The sequence below is a fragment of the Micromonospora sp. NPDC000316 genome, assembly GCF_042898885.1.
GTDB lineage: Bacteria > Actinomycetota > Actinomycetes > Mycobacteriales > Micromonosporaceae > Micromonospora.
In genome coordinates, this window is record NZ_JBIAZG010000005.1 from 51,963 (window position 1) to 70,199 (window position 18,237).

15 protein-coding genes are annotated in these 18,237 nt (G+C 72.7%); 5 read left to right on the plus strand and 10 right to left on the minus strand.

Features of this window, described 5'->3' with window-relative positions; translation table 11 throughout:
- Positions 1 to 32: 32 nt before the first annotated feature.
- A complete protein-coding gene (locus tag ACFY2Q_RS13150) occupies positions 33 to 1,205 on the minus strand; it encodes a PQQ-dependent sugar dehydrogenase (protein ID WP_387129856.1) in 1,173 nt (390 codons plus the stop codon).
- Positions 1,206 to 1,285: 80 nt separating this feature from the next.
- Positions 1,286 to 3,103 carry a SpoIIE family protein phosphatase gene (locus tag ACFY2Q_RS13155; protein ID WP_387129858.1) on the minus strand — a complete coding sequence of 606 codons (1,818 nt, stop codon included), beginning with the start codon at positions 3,101 to 3,103 and terminating at the stop codon, positions 1,286 to 1,288.
- Positions 3,104 to 3,288: 185 nt separating this feature from the next.
- Between ACFY2Q_RS13155 and ACFY2Q_RS13160 the strand changes: the two genes are divergently transcribed.
- On the plus strand, positions 3,289 to 4,215 hold the full coding sequence (locus tag ACFY2Q_RS13160) for a 2-hydroxyacid dehydrogenase (protein WP_387129859.1): 927 nt from the start codon (positions 3,289 to 3,291) through the stop codon (positions 4,213 to 4,215).
- Here ACFY2Q_RS13160 and ACFY2Q_RS13165 read toward each other — a convergent pair.
- A complete protein-coding gene (locus ACFY2Q_RS13165; protein WP_387129861.1) occupies positions 4,209 to 4,619 on the minus strand; it encodes a PH domain-containing protein in 411 nt (136 codons plus the stop codon). The two genes, ACFY2Q_RS13160 and ACFY2Q_RS13165, sit on opposite strands and share 7 nt — an antisense overlap.
- 233 nt (positions 4,620 to 4,852) lie before the next feature.
- Between ACFY2Q_RS13165 and ACFY2Q_RS13170 the strand changes: the two genes are divergently transcribed.
- On the plus strand, positions 4,853 to 7,297 hold the full coding sequence (locus tag ACFY2Q_RS13170; RefSeq protein ID WP_387129862.1) for an EAL domain-containing protein: 2,445 nt from the start codon (positions 4,853 to 4,855) through the stop codon (positions 7,295 to 7,297).
- A 19-nt stretch (positions 7,298 to 7,316) separates the two neighbouring features.
- Here the strand turns inward: ACFY2Q_RS13170 and ACFY2Q_RS13175 are convergent, their stop codons facing one another.
- Complete coding sequence (locus ACFY2Q_RS13175; RefSeq protein ID WP_387129864.1) at positions 7,317 to 8,390, minus strand: LacI family DNA-binding transcriptional regulator; 1,074 nt, start codon at positions 8,388 to 8,390, stop codon at positions 7,317 to 7,319.
- Positions 8,391 to 8,551: 161 nt separating this feature from the next.
- Here ACFY2Q_RS13175 and ACFY2Q_RS13180 point away from each other — a divergent pair, with 161 nt between their 5' ends.
- From ACFY2Q_RS13180 to ACFY2Q_RS13190, 3 genes are all read left to right on the plus strand, one after another.
- On the plus strand, positions 8,552 to 10,993 hold the full coding sequence (locus tag ACFY2Q_RS13180) for a glycoside hydrolase family 2 protein (protein WP_387129865.1): 2,442 nt from the start codon (positions 8,552 to 8,554) through the stop codon (positions 10,991 to 10,993).
- A 108-nt stretch (positions 10,994 to 11,101) separates the two neighbouring features.
- Positions 11,102 to 11,440 carry an ArsR/SmtB family transcription factor gene (locus ACFY2Q_RS13185; RefSeq protein ID WP_387129867.1) on the plus strand — a complete coding sequence of 113 codons (339 nt, stop codon included), beginning with the start codon at positions 11,102 to 11,104 and terminating at the stop codon, positions 11,438 to 11,440.
- Positions 11,437 to 13,122: a SulP family inorganic anion transporter gene (locus tag ACFY2Q_RS13190; RefSeq protein ID WP_387129870.1), complete on the plus strand. Its 1,686-nt coding sequence runs from the start codon at positions 11,437 to 11,439 to the stop codon at positions 13,120 to 13,122. The genes ACFY2Q_RS13185 and ACFY2Q_RS13190 overlap by 4 nt, the downstream gene beginning before the upstream one ends.
- Before the next feature lie 37 nt (positions 13,123 to 13,159).
- Here ACFY2Q_RS13190 and ACFY2Q_RS13195 read toward each other — a convergent pair whose 3' ends face one another.
- Genes ACFY2Q_RS13195 through ACFY2Q_RS13220 form a run of 6 tightly spaced genes read right to left on the minus strand, consistent with a single transcriptional unit; the run spans position 13,160 to position 18,168 of the window.
- Positions 13,160 to 13,903: a copper homeostasis protein CutC gene (locus ACFY2Q_RS13195; RefSeq protein WP_387129872.1), complete on the minus strand. Its 744-nt coding sequence runs from the start codon at positions 13,901 to 13,903 to the stop codon at positions 13,160 to 13,162.
- On the minus strand, positions 13,900 to 14,928 hold the full coding sequence (locus ACFY2Q_RS13200) for an asparaginase (protein ID WP_387129873.1): 1,029 nt from the start codon (positions 14,926 to 14,928) through the stop codon (positions 13,900 to 13,902). Before ACFY2Q_RS13200 ends, ACFY2Q_RS13195 begins: the two co-directional genes overlap by 4 nt.
- Positions 14,925 to 15,794 carry an amino acid ABC transporter permease gene (locus ACFY2Q_RS13205; RefSeq protein WP_387129875.1) on the minus strand — a complete coding sequence of 290 codons (870 nt, stop codon included), beginning with the start codon at positions 15,792 to 15,794 and terminating at the stop codon, positions 14,925 to 14,927. Before ACFY2Q_RS13205 ends, ACFY2Q_RS13200 begins: the two co-directional genes overlap by 4 nt.
- A complete protein-coding gene (locus tag ACFY2Q_RS13210) occupies positions 15,791 to 16,435 on the minus strand; it encodes an amino acid ABC transporter permease (RefSeq protein ID WP_387129876.1) in 645 nt (214 codons plus the stop codon). The genes ACFY2Q_RS13205 and ACFY2Q_RS13210 overlap by 4 nt, the downstream gene beginning before the upstream one ends.
- A 16-nt stretch (positions 16,436 to 16,451) precedes the next feature.
- A complete protein-coding gene (locus tag ACFY2Q_RS13215) occupies positions 16,452 to 17,420 on the minus strand; it encodes a glutamate ABC transporter substrate-binding protein (RefSeq protein WP_387129878.1) in 969 nt (322 codons plus the stop codon).
- A 19-nt stretch (positions 17,421 to 17,439) separates the two neighbouring features.
- Complete coding sequence (locus ACFY2Q_RS13220; protein WP_387130350.1) at positions 17,440 to 18,168, minus strand: amino acid ABC transporter ATP-binding protein; 729 nt, start codon at positions 18,166 to 18,168, stop codon at positions 17,440 to 17,442.
- Between the last annotated feature and the right edge of the window lie 69 nt (positions 18,169 to 18,237).

Here is an 18,237-nt window from a genome sequence, read left to right on the forward strand (position 1 = left end):
TCTTGGCAAACCTGCGGGGATGGTGACGCAGGTCAGCTGCGCCCGCCGTCTCCGCCGGCGAAGACCACACGCAGCAGCCTGTCGTCGTCGCCCGCCGGGTTGCCCCGCCCGTCGTGGTTGGAAGTGCTCACCCAGAGCGACCCGTCCGGCGCGGCGGCCACCGCGCGCAGTCGACCGTACCGGTTGGTGAGCAGCTCGCTGGGCTGACCGAGCAGCGTGCCCGTGTCGGTCAGCTCCATCACCCAGAGGCGCTTGCCGCGCAGGCAGCCGGTGACCAGCAGCCGGTCCGTGGCGGCCAGGCCGGAGCAGGACGCGTCGGAGGTCGCCCACTGCGTGAGCGGGTCGGTGTACCGCTTGTCGCCGGCCCGCCCCTCGACCTGCGGCCAGCCGTAGTTGCCGCCCTTGGTGATCTGGTTGATCTCGTCCCAGGTGTTCTGGCCGAACTCGACGGCGTACATCCGCTTGGCGTCGTCCCAGGCGAAGCCCTGCACGTTGCGGTGCCCGAGCGACCAGACCGGAGAGCCGGGGTACGGGTTGCCCGCCGAGGGCTTGCCGTCGGCGGTGACCCGCAGGATCTTGCCGCCGAGGTTCTTCACGTCCTGCGCGGCGGGGCGCTCCCCGGCGTCACCCGTGCTGACGTAGAGCTGGCCGTCCGGGCCGAAGCCCAGGCCGCCGCCGTTGTGCACGTTGGCCTTGGGGATGCCGGTGAGGATCGGGGTGGGCTGGCCGCCGACCTGTAGCTTGGCGACCCGGTTGTCCTGCTCGGTGGTGTAGTAGACGAAGACCGACCGGTCCCGGGCGTAGTCGGGGGAGATGGCGATGCCGAGCAGGCCGCCCTCGCCCGCCGCCGCCACGTCGGTGATCGTCTGCACGACACGGACCCGCAGCCCGTTCGGCCCGGACTCCGGGCCGACCTGGAGGATCCGGCCGCTGTCCCGTTCGGTGACAAGCGCGCCACCGTCGGGCAGGAAGGCGATGGCCCACGGCACCCGCAGCCCCTTGGCGAGCACTGTCGCCACCGCCTGTTGGCCGGCGCCGCCGGGGCTCGCCGAGGACGACGGGGTGGGCAGGTTGGGTGGCTCGCCAGCCGGGTCGGGCTCCGGCTCGCCGAAGCTGCAACCCGTGACGAACAGCAGCGCCGCGCAGGACGCCGCGAGGACCGCCCGGAGGCGGCGCGCGCGAGGGTACGGGGGACGGGCTCTCACCCGGCCCAGGGTATCCCGCCGGACGCCCCACCCGGGCGCGCCAGGACGGACGGCGCCGAGCGGTCGAGCCGATGGGCTGCTCAACGGGCACGTACGGCAAGCAGCGCCGTGTCGTCCTCACGGTGCTGGATCGAGGCGAGCAGCAGGTCGCACAGGTCGTCGAGGGGCATCGTGTCGGTGCCGGTCAACCGGCCCACCAGCTCGGCGAGCCCGTCGTCGATGGACCGGTCCCGCCGCTCGATCAGCCCGTCGGTGTAGAGCAGCAGCGTGTCGCCGGTTGCCAGGCTCGTCGAATGGCTGGTCCGTGGCGACGGCCGGGCCAGGCCGAGCAACGGCTCCGGCGTCGCTTCGAGGACCTCGACCGCGCCGCCGACGCGGACCACAAGCGCCGGTGGGTGCCCGGCGTTGCACCAGGTCACCTCCCGGACGCCGGCGCACTGGCGGCAGACCCGGACCAGCGTGGCGGTGGCCGCGATCGGCAGCTGCAGGCCGCGGATCGCGCCGTCCAGGTGGGCCATCAGCGCCCCGACCGCGTCCGGCCGGCCGAAGGCGTTGCCGCGCACGAGGTTGCGCAGCTGGCCCATGGTCGCCGCCGCTTCGATGTCGTGCCCGGCCACGTCCCCGATCGCCGCGATCAGGTCGCCGTCGGGCTGGACGAAGGCGTCGTACCAGTCGCCGCCGACCTCCACCCGGTCGGCCGCCGGCTGGTAGCGGGCCGTCAGCTCCAGCTCCGGCACGACGGGCAGCCGCGGCAGCATGCTGTGTTGCAGGACTTCGGCGACGTGCCGTTGCTCGCCGTACATCGAGCTGTTGCCGATGGCCTGCCCGGCCCGGCGGCCGATGTCCACGGCGGTGAGCAGGTCACGGTGGTCGAACTGCTGACGCCCTGCGGCGTTGACAAGTGTGATCGCGCCCAGCACGGTGCCGCCGGCGGCGCGCACCGGCACGCTGAGGTAGGAGGCGATGCCGAGACGCTCGGCGATCACCAGCATCCTCGGGTCGGTGGTGCCCCGCGCGACGTCGCTCAGCGACGCCGCGGCGCCGAGGCGGGGCTGACCGGTCCGCAGGACCGCGCGGATGGCCGACTCCTGGCTCAGCCCGGTGCCCAGCAGCGCGGCGAAATCGTCGACGTCCGCCGTCCGTTCCGGGTCGCGGTGCACCGCGACCACCTCGCGGGGCAGACCCGACGGCCCGACCAGCGTGAGCAGGCACCAGTCGGCGAGCAGCGGCACCATCGTGGCGGCGAGCCGGCGCAGCGACGTGCCCACGTCAAGGGTGCCGGCGAGCGTCTCACTCACCCCGGCCAGCAGCTCCAGCCGCTCGTGCGCCTGCACGACCCGTCGACGCGCCTCCTGGGCCTCGTCCAGTGCGATCCGCAGCCGCAGCTCCGACGAGCAGGCGGCGGCCAGGTCGGCAAGCGTCCGCAACTGCCCGGCGGTCCAGGCCCGCGGCTTGTTGTCGATGGCGCAGAGCGCGCCGAGCACCCGGCCGGAGAGATCGGTCAGGGGCATCCCGGCGTACGCGACTACGCCGAGGTCCTCCACGGCCAGGTTGTCCCGTACGCGGGGGTAGAGGCGGGCGTCCGGCAGCACCATCGGCACCTCGATGTCCACCACGTGCTGGCAGAACGAGTAGCTCAACGGGGTCTGCCGCTGCTCGGACCAGGGCTCGGGCAACCCCGCCGCGCCCGGGAAGAACTGCCTGTCGGCGGAGACCAGGGAGACGAGCGCGACCGGGACGTCCAGCAGGTCACTTACCAGCCGGGCGAACCTGTCGAACGCCTCGTCCGGGGCGGCGTCCAGACCGGTGTCGGCGAGCGCGCGCAGCCGCGCCGCGTCGGTGAGCCCCGAGGGCGGGGGGATCTCGCGTCGCGGGCTGGCGGGGGAGCCGTCGGTCATCGAACACCTGTCTGCGGGGGTGGAGGCGGACCGGCCCTCCGGCCTCGGTTATACCTCGTTCGGGCCCGGAGCGAACATCGGTGTGCCGAGTCTCGCCCGCCCCGCCTTCGCGCGCCATCCCCCGGGACGCCGGTTCGCGGCAGTGCCCGCCCCGGCCGCAGCGCCGGGGGCTATCGTCGGCGGACGTGAAGGTATGGATCCCGCATCAGGCTGGCCTGAATCTCCTCGGCGAGCTGCCCGAGACCGTGACTGTGGAGGTCGCCGAGCATCCCGAGCGGCTGCCCTCCGGCGTGGCCGACGTCCGCTTCTGGGTACCCCCGTTCCTGAGCGGGTCGGACGCGACCGCGCTGCTGCGCGAGCTGCCCGACCTGGCAGTGGTGCAGCTGCTCTCGGCGGGGGCGGACGCCTGGGCCGGCCGGATGCCGGAGGGGGTCACCCTCTGCGACGCCCGTGGCGTGCACGACCCGTCCACCGCCGAGTGGGTCGTCACGGCGATCCTCACCCAGCTGCGGGGGTTCCCCGCCTTCGTCCGGGCGCAGGCCGACCGGCGGTGGGCGTTCGCCGGGAACACCCCCACAGATGAGCTGACCGGCAAGCGGGTGCTCATCGTCGGCGCCGGATCGATTGGCACGGCGGTGCGGGACCGGCTCGCCCCGTTCGAGGTGAGCTTCACCCTCGTCGCCCGGACCGCCCGGCCCGAGCAGGGGGTGCACGCCGTGGCGGAGCTGCCCCGGCTGCTGCCCGAGGCCGACGTGGTGGTCGTGTTGGTGCCGCTCACCGACCAGACCCGTGGTCTGATCGACAAGGAGTTCCTGGCCGCGATGCCGGACGGGGCGCTGCTCGTCAACGCGTCCCGGGGGCCGGTGGCCCGCACCGAGGCGCTCGTCGCCGAGCTGGGCGCCGGCCGCATCTCGGCGGCGCTTGACGTCACCGACCCGGAGCCGCTACCCGCCGACTCCCCGCTGTGGACGATGCCGAACGTCCTGCTCACGCCGCACGTCGCGGGGTCGGTGCGCGGGCTGCTGCCGCGGGCGTACCGACTCGTCGGCGACCAGGTGCGACGGTTCGCCGCCGGTCAGCCGCTGATCAACACGGTGGTCGACGGCTACTGACGGTCGGCGTCGCTGCCGGCCGGGGGCTCGTCCTCCGCGCCCGGCAGCGTCTGACCGGTGGCCGAGACCAGCCGGGGCAGGTCGCTGCCGCGTACCGCCGGCAGGACGACCTGCTGACCGTCGTCGAGGCGGGCGACCGCCCGGCCGCGCGGATCGGTGGCCAGCTCGACGACCTGGTCCCAGTCGATCCGGCGTTGCCCCGCCAGCGCACGTAGGCGCAGCTCCCGGGGGTCGGCGTCGGTGCCGGCCCGCCAGGCCCACACCGCGACGGCGAGCGGGACGAGCAGCACCGGAAGCAGGTACGCCTGGGCGTTGGCAAGCGGCAGGGCACCGACGAACGCGATGATCGCGGCGGCCAGGATGGCTTGGTTGTACCGGAAGCGGACGGTGTCGGGCGTACTCACCCTGCGATGATCCCACCCCGGGCCGATCCGGCTGGCGGCGGGCGGTGCCGTGCCGGCCCGACACCCCGTACAGTGACACGGGTCACTGGGTCGCGCCGGTGGCCGACGCGTAACCGATCCGGTCGCCGATCGTTTCTGACTGTTGGGCAGCGGACCCGCAACGTCCGCCGTCCCGCACCGCCCCACCGCCCCACCGCCCCACCGCCCCGTGCCCCCTCACGAAGGCGACCGCCGTGCCCCTCGCGTACCCGTTCCGTGTCCTTGTCGCCCGCCGGGCGGCCCCGGAGGCCGCCGTTCTCGCGGCCGTCGCGCTGCTCGTTCTCGCCGGCACCGTCGACCTGGCGCCGACCTCGGTGGTGATCGCGCTGGCCGGCGGCGCGGGTGCCACGCTCGCCGGGGTGCGCCTGTCCCGTCTGGCCAGCCGCCGCCCGGCAGACACGTCCCGCGTTAGCCAGTCGCCCACCGGGCCGTCCCCGCTGGCGTTGGGTGTGCTGCTCGACGCGGCGGTGGTGGTGTCCGGCCTCACCGCCGCCACGCTGCCGCTGATCGACACCGGGCACCGCGTCGCCGCGCTTGTCGGGTCACTGATCGTGGCCGCCCTGTCCGTGGCCGGGCTGCACCGGTTGCCGGGCCGGCCACCGCTCAGGGCGCCGGGCCGCCTGGGTGCGCTGGTGGCGGCGACAGGTCCGGCGGTGGGGTTGGCCCTCGCCGCTTGGCTGCTGCTTCCCGCCGACACCCTGTCGGGTCCGGCCCGGCTTGTCGCTGCTCTGGCGCTCGGTGGGCTGGGCATGGCCGCGCTCAGCGTGTTCACCGGCCCGGGCCGGCGCTGGGGTGCCGCCATCTGTCGCGGTGGCGTCCTGCTCACACTGCTCGGGCTCGCGCTGCTGACCATCCTGCCGCCCGCAGATCGGGCGGCACTGCTGGCGGTGCCGCCGCTGGTGCTCGGGATGCTGCTTACCGCGCTCGGCGCGGACGCCGCGGTGGCTACGGGCGGCGCGGTGGCGACGGGCGGCGCGGTGCCGACAGCCGGTCGCGCCGCGCCGACCTGGCCCCGGGCGGTGCTTCCGGCGGCGGTGGTGCTGCTGGCGGCGGGCCTGCACGCGGCTGCCGACCGGACACCGGATCGGACGAGCGTGCTGCTGGCCCTGGCGGCCGTGCCACCGCTAGTGCTGCGCGAGTTGATGCGGGGCGGCGAGGCGGCGGCTGGCGAACGGCGTGCCGCGCACCGCCGCCGGGCCGGCCGCGCCGTTCGGCACCGCCGCGCGCCGCAGATCCCCTGGCCGGGACCACCGGGCCAGCCGCCCGAGCGCGCACCGGCCACCGCTACCGGCCTCAACGCGACCTGGTCGACCGGCGACACCGGCACCCCGACCGGCGGCGCGGCCTGGCCCACTGACGGCGTCGCCTGGTCGACGCTGGGCCCCGGGTCCGTCGCGGGCGTCGGCGGCCCGGCAGACCGGGCGGCTCTGCTGGACGCGCTTGTCGCGATCGCCGACGTGCCGGCGCCGGCCGGCGCGCTGCTGCTCGTGGACCTGCACGGCGCCGACGGGCTCGGTCCGGTGGCCCGGGAGGACGTCCTGGCCGAGGCGGTCCTGCGCGCCCGCGCGGTCGTCGCGCCCGGCGACCTGGTCACCGGCTGCACGGGCACCGGCTTCGCCGTGGTCACCGCCGCCGGCCCGGTGCTGGCGTACGCGCTCAGCACCCGGCTGCTTACCGCGCTCGCCCCGCCCTACCGGTTGGCCGGGTCGGTGCTGCGGGTCCAGACGAGCATCGGGCTGGCCGAGGTGGCCGGTGCCGGGCCGGCGGACGTGCTCCGGCAGGCCGAGCTGGCCCGGCGGCGCGCGGTGCAGCTGGGCCGGGACCGGGTCGAGTGGTACGACGCGTTCCTGGAGGAGCAGCTGGTGCGCCGGCTCGACCTGGAACGCGAGTTGCCCGGTGCCGTGGCGCGCGGCGAGTTGGATCTCGTCTACCAGCCGGTGCTCGACCTGGCCGACCGGCAGCCCGTGGGCGCCGAGGCGCTGCTGCGCTGGCGAAGCCCGGTGCTCGGCACGGTGCTTCCGGCCGAGCTGCTGCCGGTCGCCGAGGATCTGGACCTGGTGGGGGAGCTGGAGTGGTGGGTGTTGGACCGGGCCTGCCGGCAGTTGGCCGACTGGTCGGCGGGCACCCGGGAGCTGTGGATGGCAGTAAACGTCACCATCCGGGAGTTGACCACTCCCGACTTCGTGCAGCGGGTCGCGGCGGTGCTTGCCGCGTACGCGGTGTCGCCGGAGCGGCTGGTGGTGGAGGTGGCGGAGCCGAGGATCGGCGGGGACCTGTCGACAGTGGTGGCGCGGCTGGCCGGGTTGCGGTCTCTGGGCGTCCGCACCGCGCTTGACGACTTCCGGGCGGAGCACGCCTCACTGGCGCACCTGCGCCGGCTGCCGATCGACCTGCTGAAGATCGGCCCGGAGCTTGTGGGTTCCCGGCCGACCGGGCAGCCGCCGCTTATCGACGTGGTGGTGAGCGTGGGCGAGCGGCTGGGCGTGGAGATCGTCGCCGAGGAGTTGGAGTTACCGACCCAGGTGGAGGGAGCACATCGGGCCGGCTGCCACTACGGGCAGGGTTTCGCGCTGGCCCGCCCGGCCACCGCCGAGCGGGTCGAGGCGTACTTCGAGGAGTTCCCCTCGGCGTCCCGCTGAGCCGGAGCGCTGAGCCGGTTCACCTCACCCGGGGCGGCGCGGTGCTGCCGCGCGGGGTGAGGCGCGGCGTCTCGTCCTGAACGCGTGTCGCGGGCTGCCCGGCGATGACGTCGAGCAGTTGGCGGGCGGCGTGCGCGCCGTACGCCGGGATGTCGCGGCCGAGGGCCGTCAGGGGTGGGTGCACGAGCCGGCAGAGCGGTGAGTCGTCCCAGGCCACGATGGACAGGTCGGCCGGCACGGTGAGCCCCATCTCCTGGGCGACGGACAGCCCGGCGATCGCCATCACATCGTTGTCGTAGATGACGGCTGTGGGTCGCTGCCCGGAGCTGAGCAGCCGGCGGGTGGCCCGGCCACCCTCCTCGCCTGTGTAGTCGGACCAGACGGTCACCGCGTCGACCAGGCCGAGCCGCTGGCAGACCGCGGTGAACGAGTCGGTGCGGATCTCGGTGTGGCGCAGGTCGGGCAGGCCGCCGACCCGGGCGATCCGCCGGTGCCCGAGGGCGACCAGGTACTCCACCGTCTCGGTAAGCGCCGCCGCGTCGTCGGACCACAGGCTCGCCAGCTCGCCGGTGCCGCCCGGCCCCCCGATCACCACCGCCGGCAGTTGGAGCTGCTCCAATGCGGGGATGCGCCGGTCGTCGGTGCGCAGGTCGCAGACGAGCACCCCGTCCACCCGGCGCTCGGCCCACCACCGCCGGTAGACCGCGATCTCGGCGTCGGGGTCGGGCACGACCTGCAGGGTCAGCGCGTACGAGCGGGCCGACAGTTCCGCCTCGACGCCGCTGATCAGCTCCATGAAGAAGGGCTCGACGCCAAGGATCCGGGCCGGACGGCAGAGGGCCAGGCCGACGGCCTCGGCGGTGGCGGCGGAGAGCGCCCGGGCGGCGCTGCTGGGGCTGAACCCGATCTCGGTGGCGATGGCGAGGATGCGCTGCCGGGTGGCCTCGGAGACGCCGGGCTGCCCGTTCAGCGCGTACGACACGGCGCCCTTGGACACCCCGGCTCGTCGGGCGACGTCGGCGATTGTCGGCCGCTTCACCGGCGTGCTCCTCCGCTCTCGCCCCGGGGTTTTCGGGGCTCCTGACCTTGCCATGACCGGGGCCGGCCCGTGGGTGGCGTGTCGGCGGCCTCAACGTAGCGCAGGCTGGGCTGGCTGTGCGCGGACGAGGTAGCGCTTCGCTTGCCCGGTTCAGTAACGTCGCCGCGTCATCAGACGTCGGATCGCCAGCGGATCATGGAAGGTGCGGTGAAGTCTTGAGCCGACAGGCACTCCACGACGGCTGGACCCTGCGAGCGGCACTCGGAGCGCAGGTGCCCGACGCTGTCGCCGGGCGGGCCGTGCCGGCGACAATGCCGGGCTGCGTCCACACCGACCTGCTCGACGCCGGCCTCATCCCCGACCCGTACCTCGACGACAACGAACTGGCGCTGGCCTGGATCGGCCGCACCGACTGGGTCTACCAGACCACGTTCGTCCACCAGCCCGGCGACGACGAGCGCGTCGACCTGGTCTGTGCCGGCCTGGACACCGTCGCCACAGTCACACTCAACGGCGTCGAGGTCGGCCGCACCGAGAACATGCACCGCGGCTACCGCTTCGACGTCCGCTCGCTGCTGCGTGACGGCGAGAACGACCTGGTCGTGGCCTTCGACTCCGCGTACCGCTACGCCGAGGCGCAGCGGGAGCGGCTCGGCGACCGGCCCAACGCCTATCCGGAGCCCTTCCACTTCATCCGCAAGATGGCCTGCAACTTCGGCTGGGACTGGGGGCCGACCCTCGTCACCGCAGGCATCTGGCAGGACATCGGCCTGCACGCCTGGTCGACCGCACGCCTGGCCACCGTCCGCCCGCTTGTCACGCTCGACGGCCGCGACGGGCGGGTGGAGCTGCACGTCGAGGTCGAGCGGGCCGCCGACGTCCCGCTCACCGTCCACGCCACAGTCGCCGACGCCCACGCCGAGGTCGTCGTCCCGGCCGGGCAGCGCACGGCAGTGCTGACCCTCACCGTCCGCGAGCCCGCACTGTGGTGGCCTCGGGGGTACGGCGAGCAGACTCGCTACCCGCTGGAGGTGACAGTGCATGCGCCGGACGGCGACACCCTGGACACCTGGTCCCACCTGATCGGCTTCCGCTCGGTGCGACTGGACGCCACCCCAGACGAGCACGGCACCCCGTTCGCGTTGTCGGTGAACGACGTCCCCGTCTTCGTGCGCGGCGTCAACTGGATCCCCGACGACGTGTTTCCCGACCGGGTCACCCGGGACCGGCTGGCGCAGCGGTTCGACCAGGCCACGGGGGCAAACATCAACCTGCTGCGCGTCTGGGGCGGCGGCCGGTACGAGTCGGCGGACTTCTACGACCTCGCCGACGAGCGCGGCCTGCTGGTGCAGCAGGACTTCCTGTTCGCCTGCGCCGCGTATCCGGAGGAGGAGCCGTTCGGCAGCGAGGTGGCCGCCGAGGCCGCCGAGCAGGTGACCCGGCTGGCGCCGTACCCCTCGCTCGTGCTCTGGTGTGGCAACAACGAGAACATCTGGGGCTGGCACGACTGGGGCTGGCAGCAGGAACTCGCCGGGCGCACCTGGGGGCGCGGCTACTACCTTGACGTGCTGCCCCGCATCGTCGGCGCGCTCGACCCGACCCGCCCGTACTGGCCGGGCAGCCCCTGGTCGGGCAGCGAGGAGATCCACCCCAACGACCCGACGCACGGCACCACGCACATCTGGGACGTGTGGAACACCGACGACTACACAAAATACCGGGAGTACGTGCCGCGCTTCGTCGCCGAGTTCGGCTACCAGGCCCCACCGGCGTACGCGACGCTGCGTCGGGCGCTCAGCGACGAACCCCTCGCGCAGGACTCGCCGGGCATGGCCCACCACCAGAAGGCCGCCGACGGGGACGCCAAGCTGCAACGAGGTCTGGACGCGCACCTGCCTGTCCCGGTGGACTTCGACGACTGGCACTACCTCACGCAGCTCAACCAGGCCCGTGCCATCCAGCTCGGCGTGGAGCACTTCCGCTCACATCGGCCGATCTGCTCCGGCACCATCGTGTGGCAGCTCAACGACTGCTGGCCGGTCACCTCCTGGTCGGCAGTCGACGGCGACGGTCGACGCAAACCCCTGTGGTACGCGCTGCGCCATGCGTACGCCGATCGGCTGCTGACCGTGCAGCCGCGCGACGGCGGGTTGGCCCTGGTGGCGGTCAACGACTGCGGCACCGTCTGGCGGACGTCGGCCTCGGTGACCCGGCTGACCCTCGGCGGGGAGCCTCGGGCGAAGACGACTATCGAGGTGGACGTGCCCGCGTACTCGGCGGTGACGCTTGTGCTGCCGGCGGACCTGGCGCGGCCGGAGGACGCCCGGCGTGAGCTGCTGGTCGCCGAGGCGGGGGACAGCGCCGAGCGGGCGCTGTGGTTCTTCGCCGAGGACACCGACGTCGACTGGCCGGTGGCGGCGTGGGACGCGACGGTCGAGGAGGTCGACGCAGGTCAGCGGGTCCGGGTCACCGCCCGCACTGTGCTGCGCGACCTGACGCTCTTTCCGGACCGGCTGGACGCCTCGGCCGAGGCGGACAGGGCCCTTGTCACACTGTTGCCGGACGAGTCCGTCGTCTTCACTGTGAGCGCCGACACCGCGCTGGACCCGGCGGCTCTCACCGCTCGCCCGGTGCTGCGCTGCGTCAACGACATCTGACCGGGCGAGCCCTTCCTGGACAACTCGGTGGACCACCGTGTCCGCACGAACATTGGTTGAAGAATTCTTCAAGTGCTAAATTCTTCGTATCGATAGGAAGGGTGGCCCATGTCCGTCCCGCTGTACCAGGCAAAGGCGGAACTCTTCCGCACCCTCGGGCACCCGGTGCGCATCCGGGTCCTCGAACTGCTCCGGGACGGCCCCAAACCGGTCCGCGATCTGCTCGCCGCGATCGAGGTCGAGGCCTCCAACCTCTCCCAGCAGCTCGCCGTGCTGCGCCGGGCGGGGATGGTCACCTCGTACCGCGACGGTCCCCTCGTCATGTACGCGCTCAGCACACCGGACGTGGCCGACCTGCTGGCCGCCGGGCGGCGAATCCTCGGCGCGGTCCTCACCGACCGGGACGGCCTCCTCGACGAGTTGCGCGCCAACAGCGGGGACCTGTGAGCGGCGCCATCCCTGCCGTCCGCGAGCGGTTCCTCGGCCTGCTGCCAGGTCGGGCCGACTGGGCGGCGGTCCATCGCTCGCCGCGTCGGGACCTGCTGGCCGGGCTCACCGTGGCGGTGGTGGCACTGCCGCTGGCCCTGGCGTTCGGGGTCACCTCCGGGCTGGGAGCCGAGGCCGGGCTGATCACCGCGGTGGTCGCCGGCGCGGTGGCCGCCGTATTCGGCGGCTCCAACCTCCAGGTCTCCGGGCCGACCGGGGCGATGACAGTGGTCCTGGTGCCCGTGGTGCAGCAGTTCGGAGCCACCGGCGTCCTCATGGTCGGAGCGATGGCCGGCCTGGTGCTGATAGCCCTCGCCGTGGCCCGCCTGGGCCGGTTCGTCCGCTACCTACCCACCCCGGTGCTGGAGGGCTTCACCGCCGGCATCGCTGTGGTCATCGCCCTGCAACAGGTGCCGGCCGCGCTCGGCGTCACAGACGCGCACGGGGAGAAGGTCTGGGCCGTCGCCGCGAGCGCTGTCGCCCGTTTCGCCGCACACCCGCAGCCGGTGGCGCTCGCTGTGGCTCTCGCCGTCGCGGCGCTGATGCTGCTGGGTGCCCGGTGGCGCCCCGGCCTGCCGTTCTCGCTGCTCGGCGTGGGCGCTGCCACAGTCCTCGCCGAGGTCGCGCCTGTCGACCTGATCCGGATCGGCGCGCTGCCGCAGGGCCTCCCCGCGCCCTCGCTCGGCTTCCTCGACGTCGGCGCTCTCGGCGTGCTGCTGCCCAGCGCGCTAGCGGTCGCCGCGCTCGCCGCCCTGGAGAGCCTGCTCTCCGCCACCGTCGCCGACGGCATGACCGTCGGTGAACGGCACGACCCGGACCGGGAACTGTTCGGTCAGGGGTTGGCCAACATCGCCGCCCCGATCTTCGGCGGCATCCCGGCGACCGCCGCCATCGCCCGTACGGCGGTCAACGTCCGCGCCGGGGCGGCCTCGAAGCTGGCAGCCCTCACCCACGCGATAGCCCTCGGTGCGATAGTGCTGGCCGCCGCGCCGTTGGTCGGCCGGATCCCGCTCGCCGCCCTGGCGGGGGTGCTGCTCGCCACAACGGTTCGCATGGTGGAGGCCGCCTCGTTGTGGGCGTTGGCCCGGGCGACCCGGGGCGACGCCGTCGTGCTCGTGCTCACCTTCGCCGTCACCGTGATCTGGGACCTCGTGACAGCCGTCGCGGTCGGTGTCGGTGTCGCAGTGGTGCTCGCTCTGCGCGCGGTGGCCCGCAGCGCCCGCCTGGAACAGGTGACTCTCGACCCCGGTGAACACAGCGCCGAGGAGTACGCGCTGCTCACCGAACACATCGTCGCGTACCGGCTGGACGGGCCGCTCTTCTTCGCCGGGGCGCACACGTTCCTGCTCCAGCTCTCCGAGATCGCCGACGTCCGTGTGGTCATCCTCCGGATGTCCCGGGTGACAACGATGGACGCCACAGGTGCGCACGTCCTCGGCGACGCCATCGGGCGGCTACGCGGACGCGGGATCACCGTCCTGCTCTCCGGCATCACGCCCGCGCACGATCAGGTCCTCGCGACACTCGGAGTGGCTGACGACCTCCGTCGCGAGGGACTTGTCTTTCCCGATACTCCGGCCGCGATCCGCCACGCCCGGGGGGCCGCGCTCTCTGCGGCTGTCGATCCGACCGGCGGGGTCTGAAGGGAATCCCCGCCGGTCGTTCGAACCGTGCTGCCGGTCAGGCGCGGGCGGCGGCGAGCACCTGGCCGACAAGCGCCCCGGACGTGCCGGACCGCTCGTACTCGGGCCGGTGCAGGGAGCCACCCATCAGCGGGGCGGGGTTGCGGTGCACGGCCGGGCTGTCCGAGCTGACAAGTGCGGCGAAGTGGAACTCGTCTGCGCCTGTCGCCTCGACGATCCGGACGATGTTGCGCGGCGTGATGCCGCCACCCGGCATGATGACGATCCGTCCGGCGGCACGCCGAACCAGGTCGGCGATGAGCGGAGCGCCCTCCAGCACGCTCACCTCCTGGCCCGAGGTGAGCACCCGGTGCACGCCCAGCTCGATCAGCTGCTCCAGCGCCGCGTACGGGTCGCGGGTCATGTCGAACGCGCGGTGGAAGGTGATGCTGGCGTCGCCGGCAGCGGCGATCAACCGACGGGTGGTCGGCACGTCGATGTCACCCTCGGCGGTCAACGCACCGATCACGATGCCGTGCGCGCCGGCTGCGACAGCCGCCCGCACGTCCCGCTCCATTGCCTCGATCTCCAACGGCGAGTAGATGAAGTCACCGGCCCGCGGCCGGACGATCACGTGCACCCGGATCCGGGTGACGACGCGCAGAGTCGTCTCGATGGTGCCCAGGCTGGGGGTCAGCCCGCCATCGAAGAGCGCGGAGCACAGCTCCACCCGGTCGGCGCCGGCCTCTTCGGCGGCGACCGCTCCCTCGACGCTGTCGATGCAGATCTCGAATGTGCTCATGACTCTTCCTTTTCGGTGCGAGACGGTGCCGCTTCGGTGCGAGACACGGTCCAGTCGATGGCGGCGGTGACGGCGCCGACGGGTTCGCCACCGCCGAGCACCGGCACCCGGCGCAGCGCGTCGGCACCATCCACAGGTACGCCCACGGCGTCGAGCGCGGCGAGCGCGATGGCGGTGGTGGCTCGGGGTGAGCCGTCGATGACCTTCACCGCCACTGCGTGACCGTCCGGGGCCGCCACCGCGAGCACGCCCTCGGCGCCGCCCTTGGCGAGCACACCGGGCAGTGCCCGCATCAGGTCGGTGTTCGGGTGGCCGTGCCAGCCACCCACGTACTCCGGGTGGTGGCGCATGGCCTGCGCGACAAGCGCCTCGTCGCTGCCGGCGGGTGCGGTGACAAGCGCCTGGAACGTGCGGGCCAGGCCGGTCAGCGGCAGGCCGAACAGCGGCGCGCCGCAGCCGTCGATCGCGTGGTGGGCGATCGGCGTGCCGGCCAGCCGGGCGACAGTCGCGGCGGTCTCCCGCTGCAACGGGTGGTTCGGGTCGAGATAGTCGTGCGTGCTCCACGACCGGGCGACGCAGGCGACAAGCATCGCGGCGTGCTTGCCGGAGCAGTTCATCCGGATCCGGTCGCGCTGCCCGCCAGCGCGGATCAGCCGGTCCCGGGTCTGTTCGTCCTCCGGCCAGTCCGCCGGGCAGCCGAGCGCGTCCTCGGTCAGGCCGGCGCCGGCGAGCATCACCCGGACCACCTCGACGTGCCTGTCGTCGCCGGTGTGGCTGCCGGCGGCCAGCGCCAGCGCCGGGCCGGCCAGCGGGTCGACGCCGTCCAGCGCGGTCGCCGCGACCCGGCATGCCAACGCCTGCACCGGCTTCAGTGTGGAGCGGGGGAGCACCGGCTCGTCGGGTACGCCGGCGGCGAGGACGATCTCCCCGTCCGGTGCCAGCACCACGGCGCTGCCGTAGTGCTGGCTCTCGACGAAGCCGTTACGGACGACCCGGGCCAGTTCGGCGTAGCGGAAGGTGGTCACCGGGGGTTGTTCCCTTCGATGAGCGGCGGGGGCAGGTCAGCGGTCCGTCGTCCACGCCGGCCGCCGAAGCGGCCGTTGCGGGCTTGGAGCACGCGGGCGAACTTCGACAGCGAGGCGTTGACCACCAGGTAGATCAGCGCCACCACCATGAACGTCTGGATCAGCAGGTGGGTGTACGAGGACAGCACCTGACCGCTGTAGAGCAGCTCGGTGTAGCTGACCACGAAGCCGAGCGAGGTGTCCTTGAGCAGCCCGACGAGCTGGCTGACCAGGGACGGGGTGAGCTGGAGCAGCGCCTGCGGCAGCACCACGAGCGCCATCACCTGCCCGCGACGCAGCCCGACGGCGAGACCGGCCTCGGTCTGCCCACGGTCCAGGGCCAGGATGCCGGCCCGGAAGATCTCGGCGAACGCCGCCGAGTTGGAGACCACAAGCGGCACCACGAGCTTCCAAAACAGCGGGAAGTTCATGCCGTACTGCGGCAGCGCGAACAGCGTCACGTAGATCAGCAGCAGTGTGGGTACGGTCCGGAAGATCTCCACGTACGCGCCGGCCAGCCACCGCAGCGCCCGGTACGCCGACAGTCGGCCCAGTGCCAGCAGCAGCCCGAGTGCGGCGCTGAGCACGGCGGTCGCGGCGGCGGCGCGCAGCGTGGCCCACAGCCCGTTGAGCAGGTACCGCCAGATCGGCCAGGTGGTGAACGGCTCCCACCGTTCCGCGGCAAGCTCGCCGTGGCTGGCGAACTGGTAGACGGCCGCGGCGAGCGCGCCGGCCAGGAGGACGGCGCCCACCACCGTGGCGATCCGGATCCGTCGCCGGGCACGGGGGCCGGGCTCGTCGAAGAGAATCTGTTGGGCCTGGTTCATCGGACGATCGCCAGCCTTCGTTCGAGCAAGCCGGTGACCTGACCGATGATCAACGCCAGCAGCATGTAGGCGAGGCCCGCGCCGGTGAAGACGGCGATCGGCTGAGCCTCGATGAGGTTCACGGTGTTGGCCGCCTGGGTCAGCTCGACGACCCCGACGGCGGCGGCCAGCGAGGTGTTCATCAGCAGCGCGATGCAGATGTTGCCGATCGGCTGGATCACCGCCCGCAGTCCCTGCGGCAGGATCACGTGCCGCAGGGACTGGCCGAACGTGAGCCCGATGGCACGGGCGGCCTCGGCCTGGCCGACGCCTACCGTGTTGATCCCGGCGCGGATCGCCTCCGCCAAATACGCCCCCTCGTACACGGCGATGACGATCGCGGCCGAGGTGAACAGCGGGAACGTGATCCCGATGGTCGGCAGCGCGAAGACGAAGAGCACCAGGAGAGCCAGCAGCGGCAGGTTCTGGAACACCTCGACGTACGCCGTGCCGATGGCGCGCAGCAGGGGAACGGGAGCGATCCGCAGGGTCGCTACGACGATGCCCAGCAGCATCGCGCCGATGGTGGTCACGACTGTCAGTTCGACAGTCGTGACCAGGCCATGGCCGAGCTCGCTCAGGTGGGCGGTGAGGGCGTCCATCGGTACGAGAGGATGCTCAGGAGCCGTCGGCGGAACCGAGGGCCGGCGGGGTGGGCGCCCCACCTTCGACGACCGAGCCGAGGGTGGCCTCCCAGACCTTCGCCCACGTGCCGTCGGCCTGGATCTTCTTCAGCCAGTTGTTGACGAACTCCTTGAACTGCGCGTCCTCCCGGTTGAGGCCGATGCCGTACGCCTCCGTGGTGAACGGCTCGCCGACCACCTTCATCCCCGGGTTCGCCTGGGCGCCCGAGGCGAGCAGCGTGAAGTCCTGCACGTACGCGTCGCCGCGCTTCTGGAGCAGTGCCTGAAGCGCCTGCGGGTCGGTGCCGAAGGCGATCTGCTTCGAGCCGGGGGCGGCCGACGGCAGCGCGGTGACCGCTGGGGTGTTCGCCCCGACGATGACGGTCTTGCCGGCGAGGTCCTTGACGCTCTTGATCGAGGTGTCGTCCTTGCGCACCCCGACCGCCAGACCGGAGGTGAGGTACGGCCCGGCGAAGGCGACCTGGGTGGCCCGCTGGGGGGTGATGGTGTACGTCTGGAAGACCGCGTCGACCGACTTGGCCTGGAGCATGGCCTCCCGGGTCTGGGTGCCGATCGTCGTCGTCTTCACCTCGGGCTTGCCGATGATGTACTTCGCCAGCAGCTTCGCCATGTCGGCGTCGAAGCCCTCGATGGTGCCGCTTACCGGGTTCTGCTGGGCCAGCAGCGGCGCGTCGAGGGAGCCGCCGATGTTCAGGTAGCCGCGCTTGCGGATCGCGTCCATGGTGGAACCGGCCGGGATCTCGGCGTCGGTGGCCACCGGGGCGGCGTCGTACACGGACTGGGCGACGACGCCGTCGCCGCCGATGCCGGAGCCGCCGGGCAGCTTCGGCGCGCTGCTGTCGCTGTCACCGCCGCAGCCGGTGGCGACGAGGGCCACCGCCACCGCGGTGGCGGTGAGGGCGAGCGAGCGCCGCCGCGTGAGGCTCTTCTGGAAAATTGACATGACACCCTCCCGTTGGGGGCTAGTGCTGGAGGATCTTGGAAAGGAAGTCGCGAGCCCGCTCGGTGCGCGGAGCTGCGAAGAAGTCGTCGGGGGCGCCGGATTCGACGATGCGACCGTCGTCCATGAAGACGACCCGGTCGGCGGCGCGGCGGGCGAAGCCCATTTCGTGGGTGACCACGATCATGGTCATCCCCTCGGCGGCGAGGGAGACCATCACGTCGAGCACCTCGTTGACCATCTCCGGGTCGAGGGCCGAGGTCGGCTCGTCGAAGAGCAGCACCTTCGGTTGCATCGCCAGCGCCCGGGCGATCGCGGCCCGCTGCTGCTGCCCGCCGGAGAGTTGGGCGGGGTGGTGGTTCGCCTTGTCGGCGATGCCGACGCGCTCCAGCAGGGTCATCGCCTGCTGACGCGCCTCGGGTCGGGCGATCCTGCGGACACGGGTGGGGCCGAGGGTGATGTTGTCGAGCACCGTCTTGTGCCCAAAGAGGTTGAAGGACTGGAAGACCATGCCGACGTCGGCGCGCAGTCGGGCCAGCGCGCGACCCTCGGACGGCAGCGGCTCACCGTCGATCTCGATGCTGCCCTGCCCGGCCGTCTCCAACCGGTTGAGGCAGCGGCACAGCGTCGACTTGCCGGAGCCGGACGGCCCCACCACGACGACCACCTCGCCGGCCGCCACCGTGAGGTCGATGTCCTTGAGCACGTGCAGCGGACCGAACCACTTGTGCAGGCCGCGTACCGACACCATCGGTCGGTCCGCACCCGTCGTCCCCGGTGCCACCACCCGCACCCACTTTCTTCGACCACAGAACCAAGT

Excerpts from the sequence above, each read along its gene's own strand:
- ACFY2Q_RS13210 (WP_387129876.1), bottom strand. The coding sequence starts at position 16,435 with ATGGACGCCCTCACCGCCCACCTGAGCGAGCTCGGCCATGGCCTGGTC.
- ACFY2Q_RS13220 (WP_387130350.1), bottom strand. The coding sequence starts at position 18,168 with ATGGTGTCGGTACGCGGCCTGCACAAGTGGTTCGGTCCGCTGCACGTG.
- ACFY2Q_RS13205 (WP_387129875.1), bottom strand. The coding sequence starts at position 15,794 with ATGAACCAGGCCCAACAGATTCTCTTCGACGAGCCCGGCCCCCGTGCC.
- ACFY2Q_RS13155 (WP_387129858.1), bottom strand. The coding sequence starts at position 3,103 with ATGACCGACGGCTCCCCCGCCAGCCCGCGACGCGAGATCCCCCCGCCC.
- ACFY2Q_RS13195 (WP_387129872.1), bottom strand. The coding sequence starts at position 13,903 with ATGAGCACATTCGAGATCTGCATCGACAGCGTCGAGGGAGCGGTCGCC.
- ACFY2Q_RS13175 (WP_387129864.1), bottom strand. The coding sequence starts at position 8,390 with ATGGCAAGGTCAGGAGCCCCGAAAACCCCGGGGCGAGAGCGGAGGAGC.
- ACFY2Q_RS13185 (WP_387129867.1), top strand. The coding sequence starts at position 11,102 with ATGTCCGTCCCGCTGTACCAGGCAAAGGCGGAACTCTTCCGCACCCTC.
- ACFY2Q_RS13215 (WP_387129878.1), bottom strand. The coding sequence starts at position 17,420 with ATGTCAATTTTCCAGAAGAGCCTCACGCGGCGGCGCTCGCTCGCCCTC.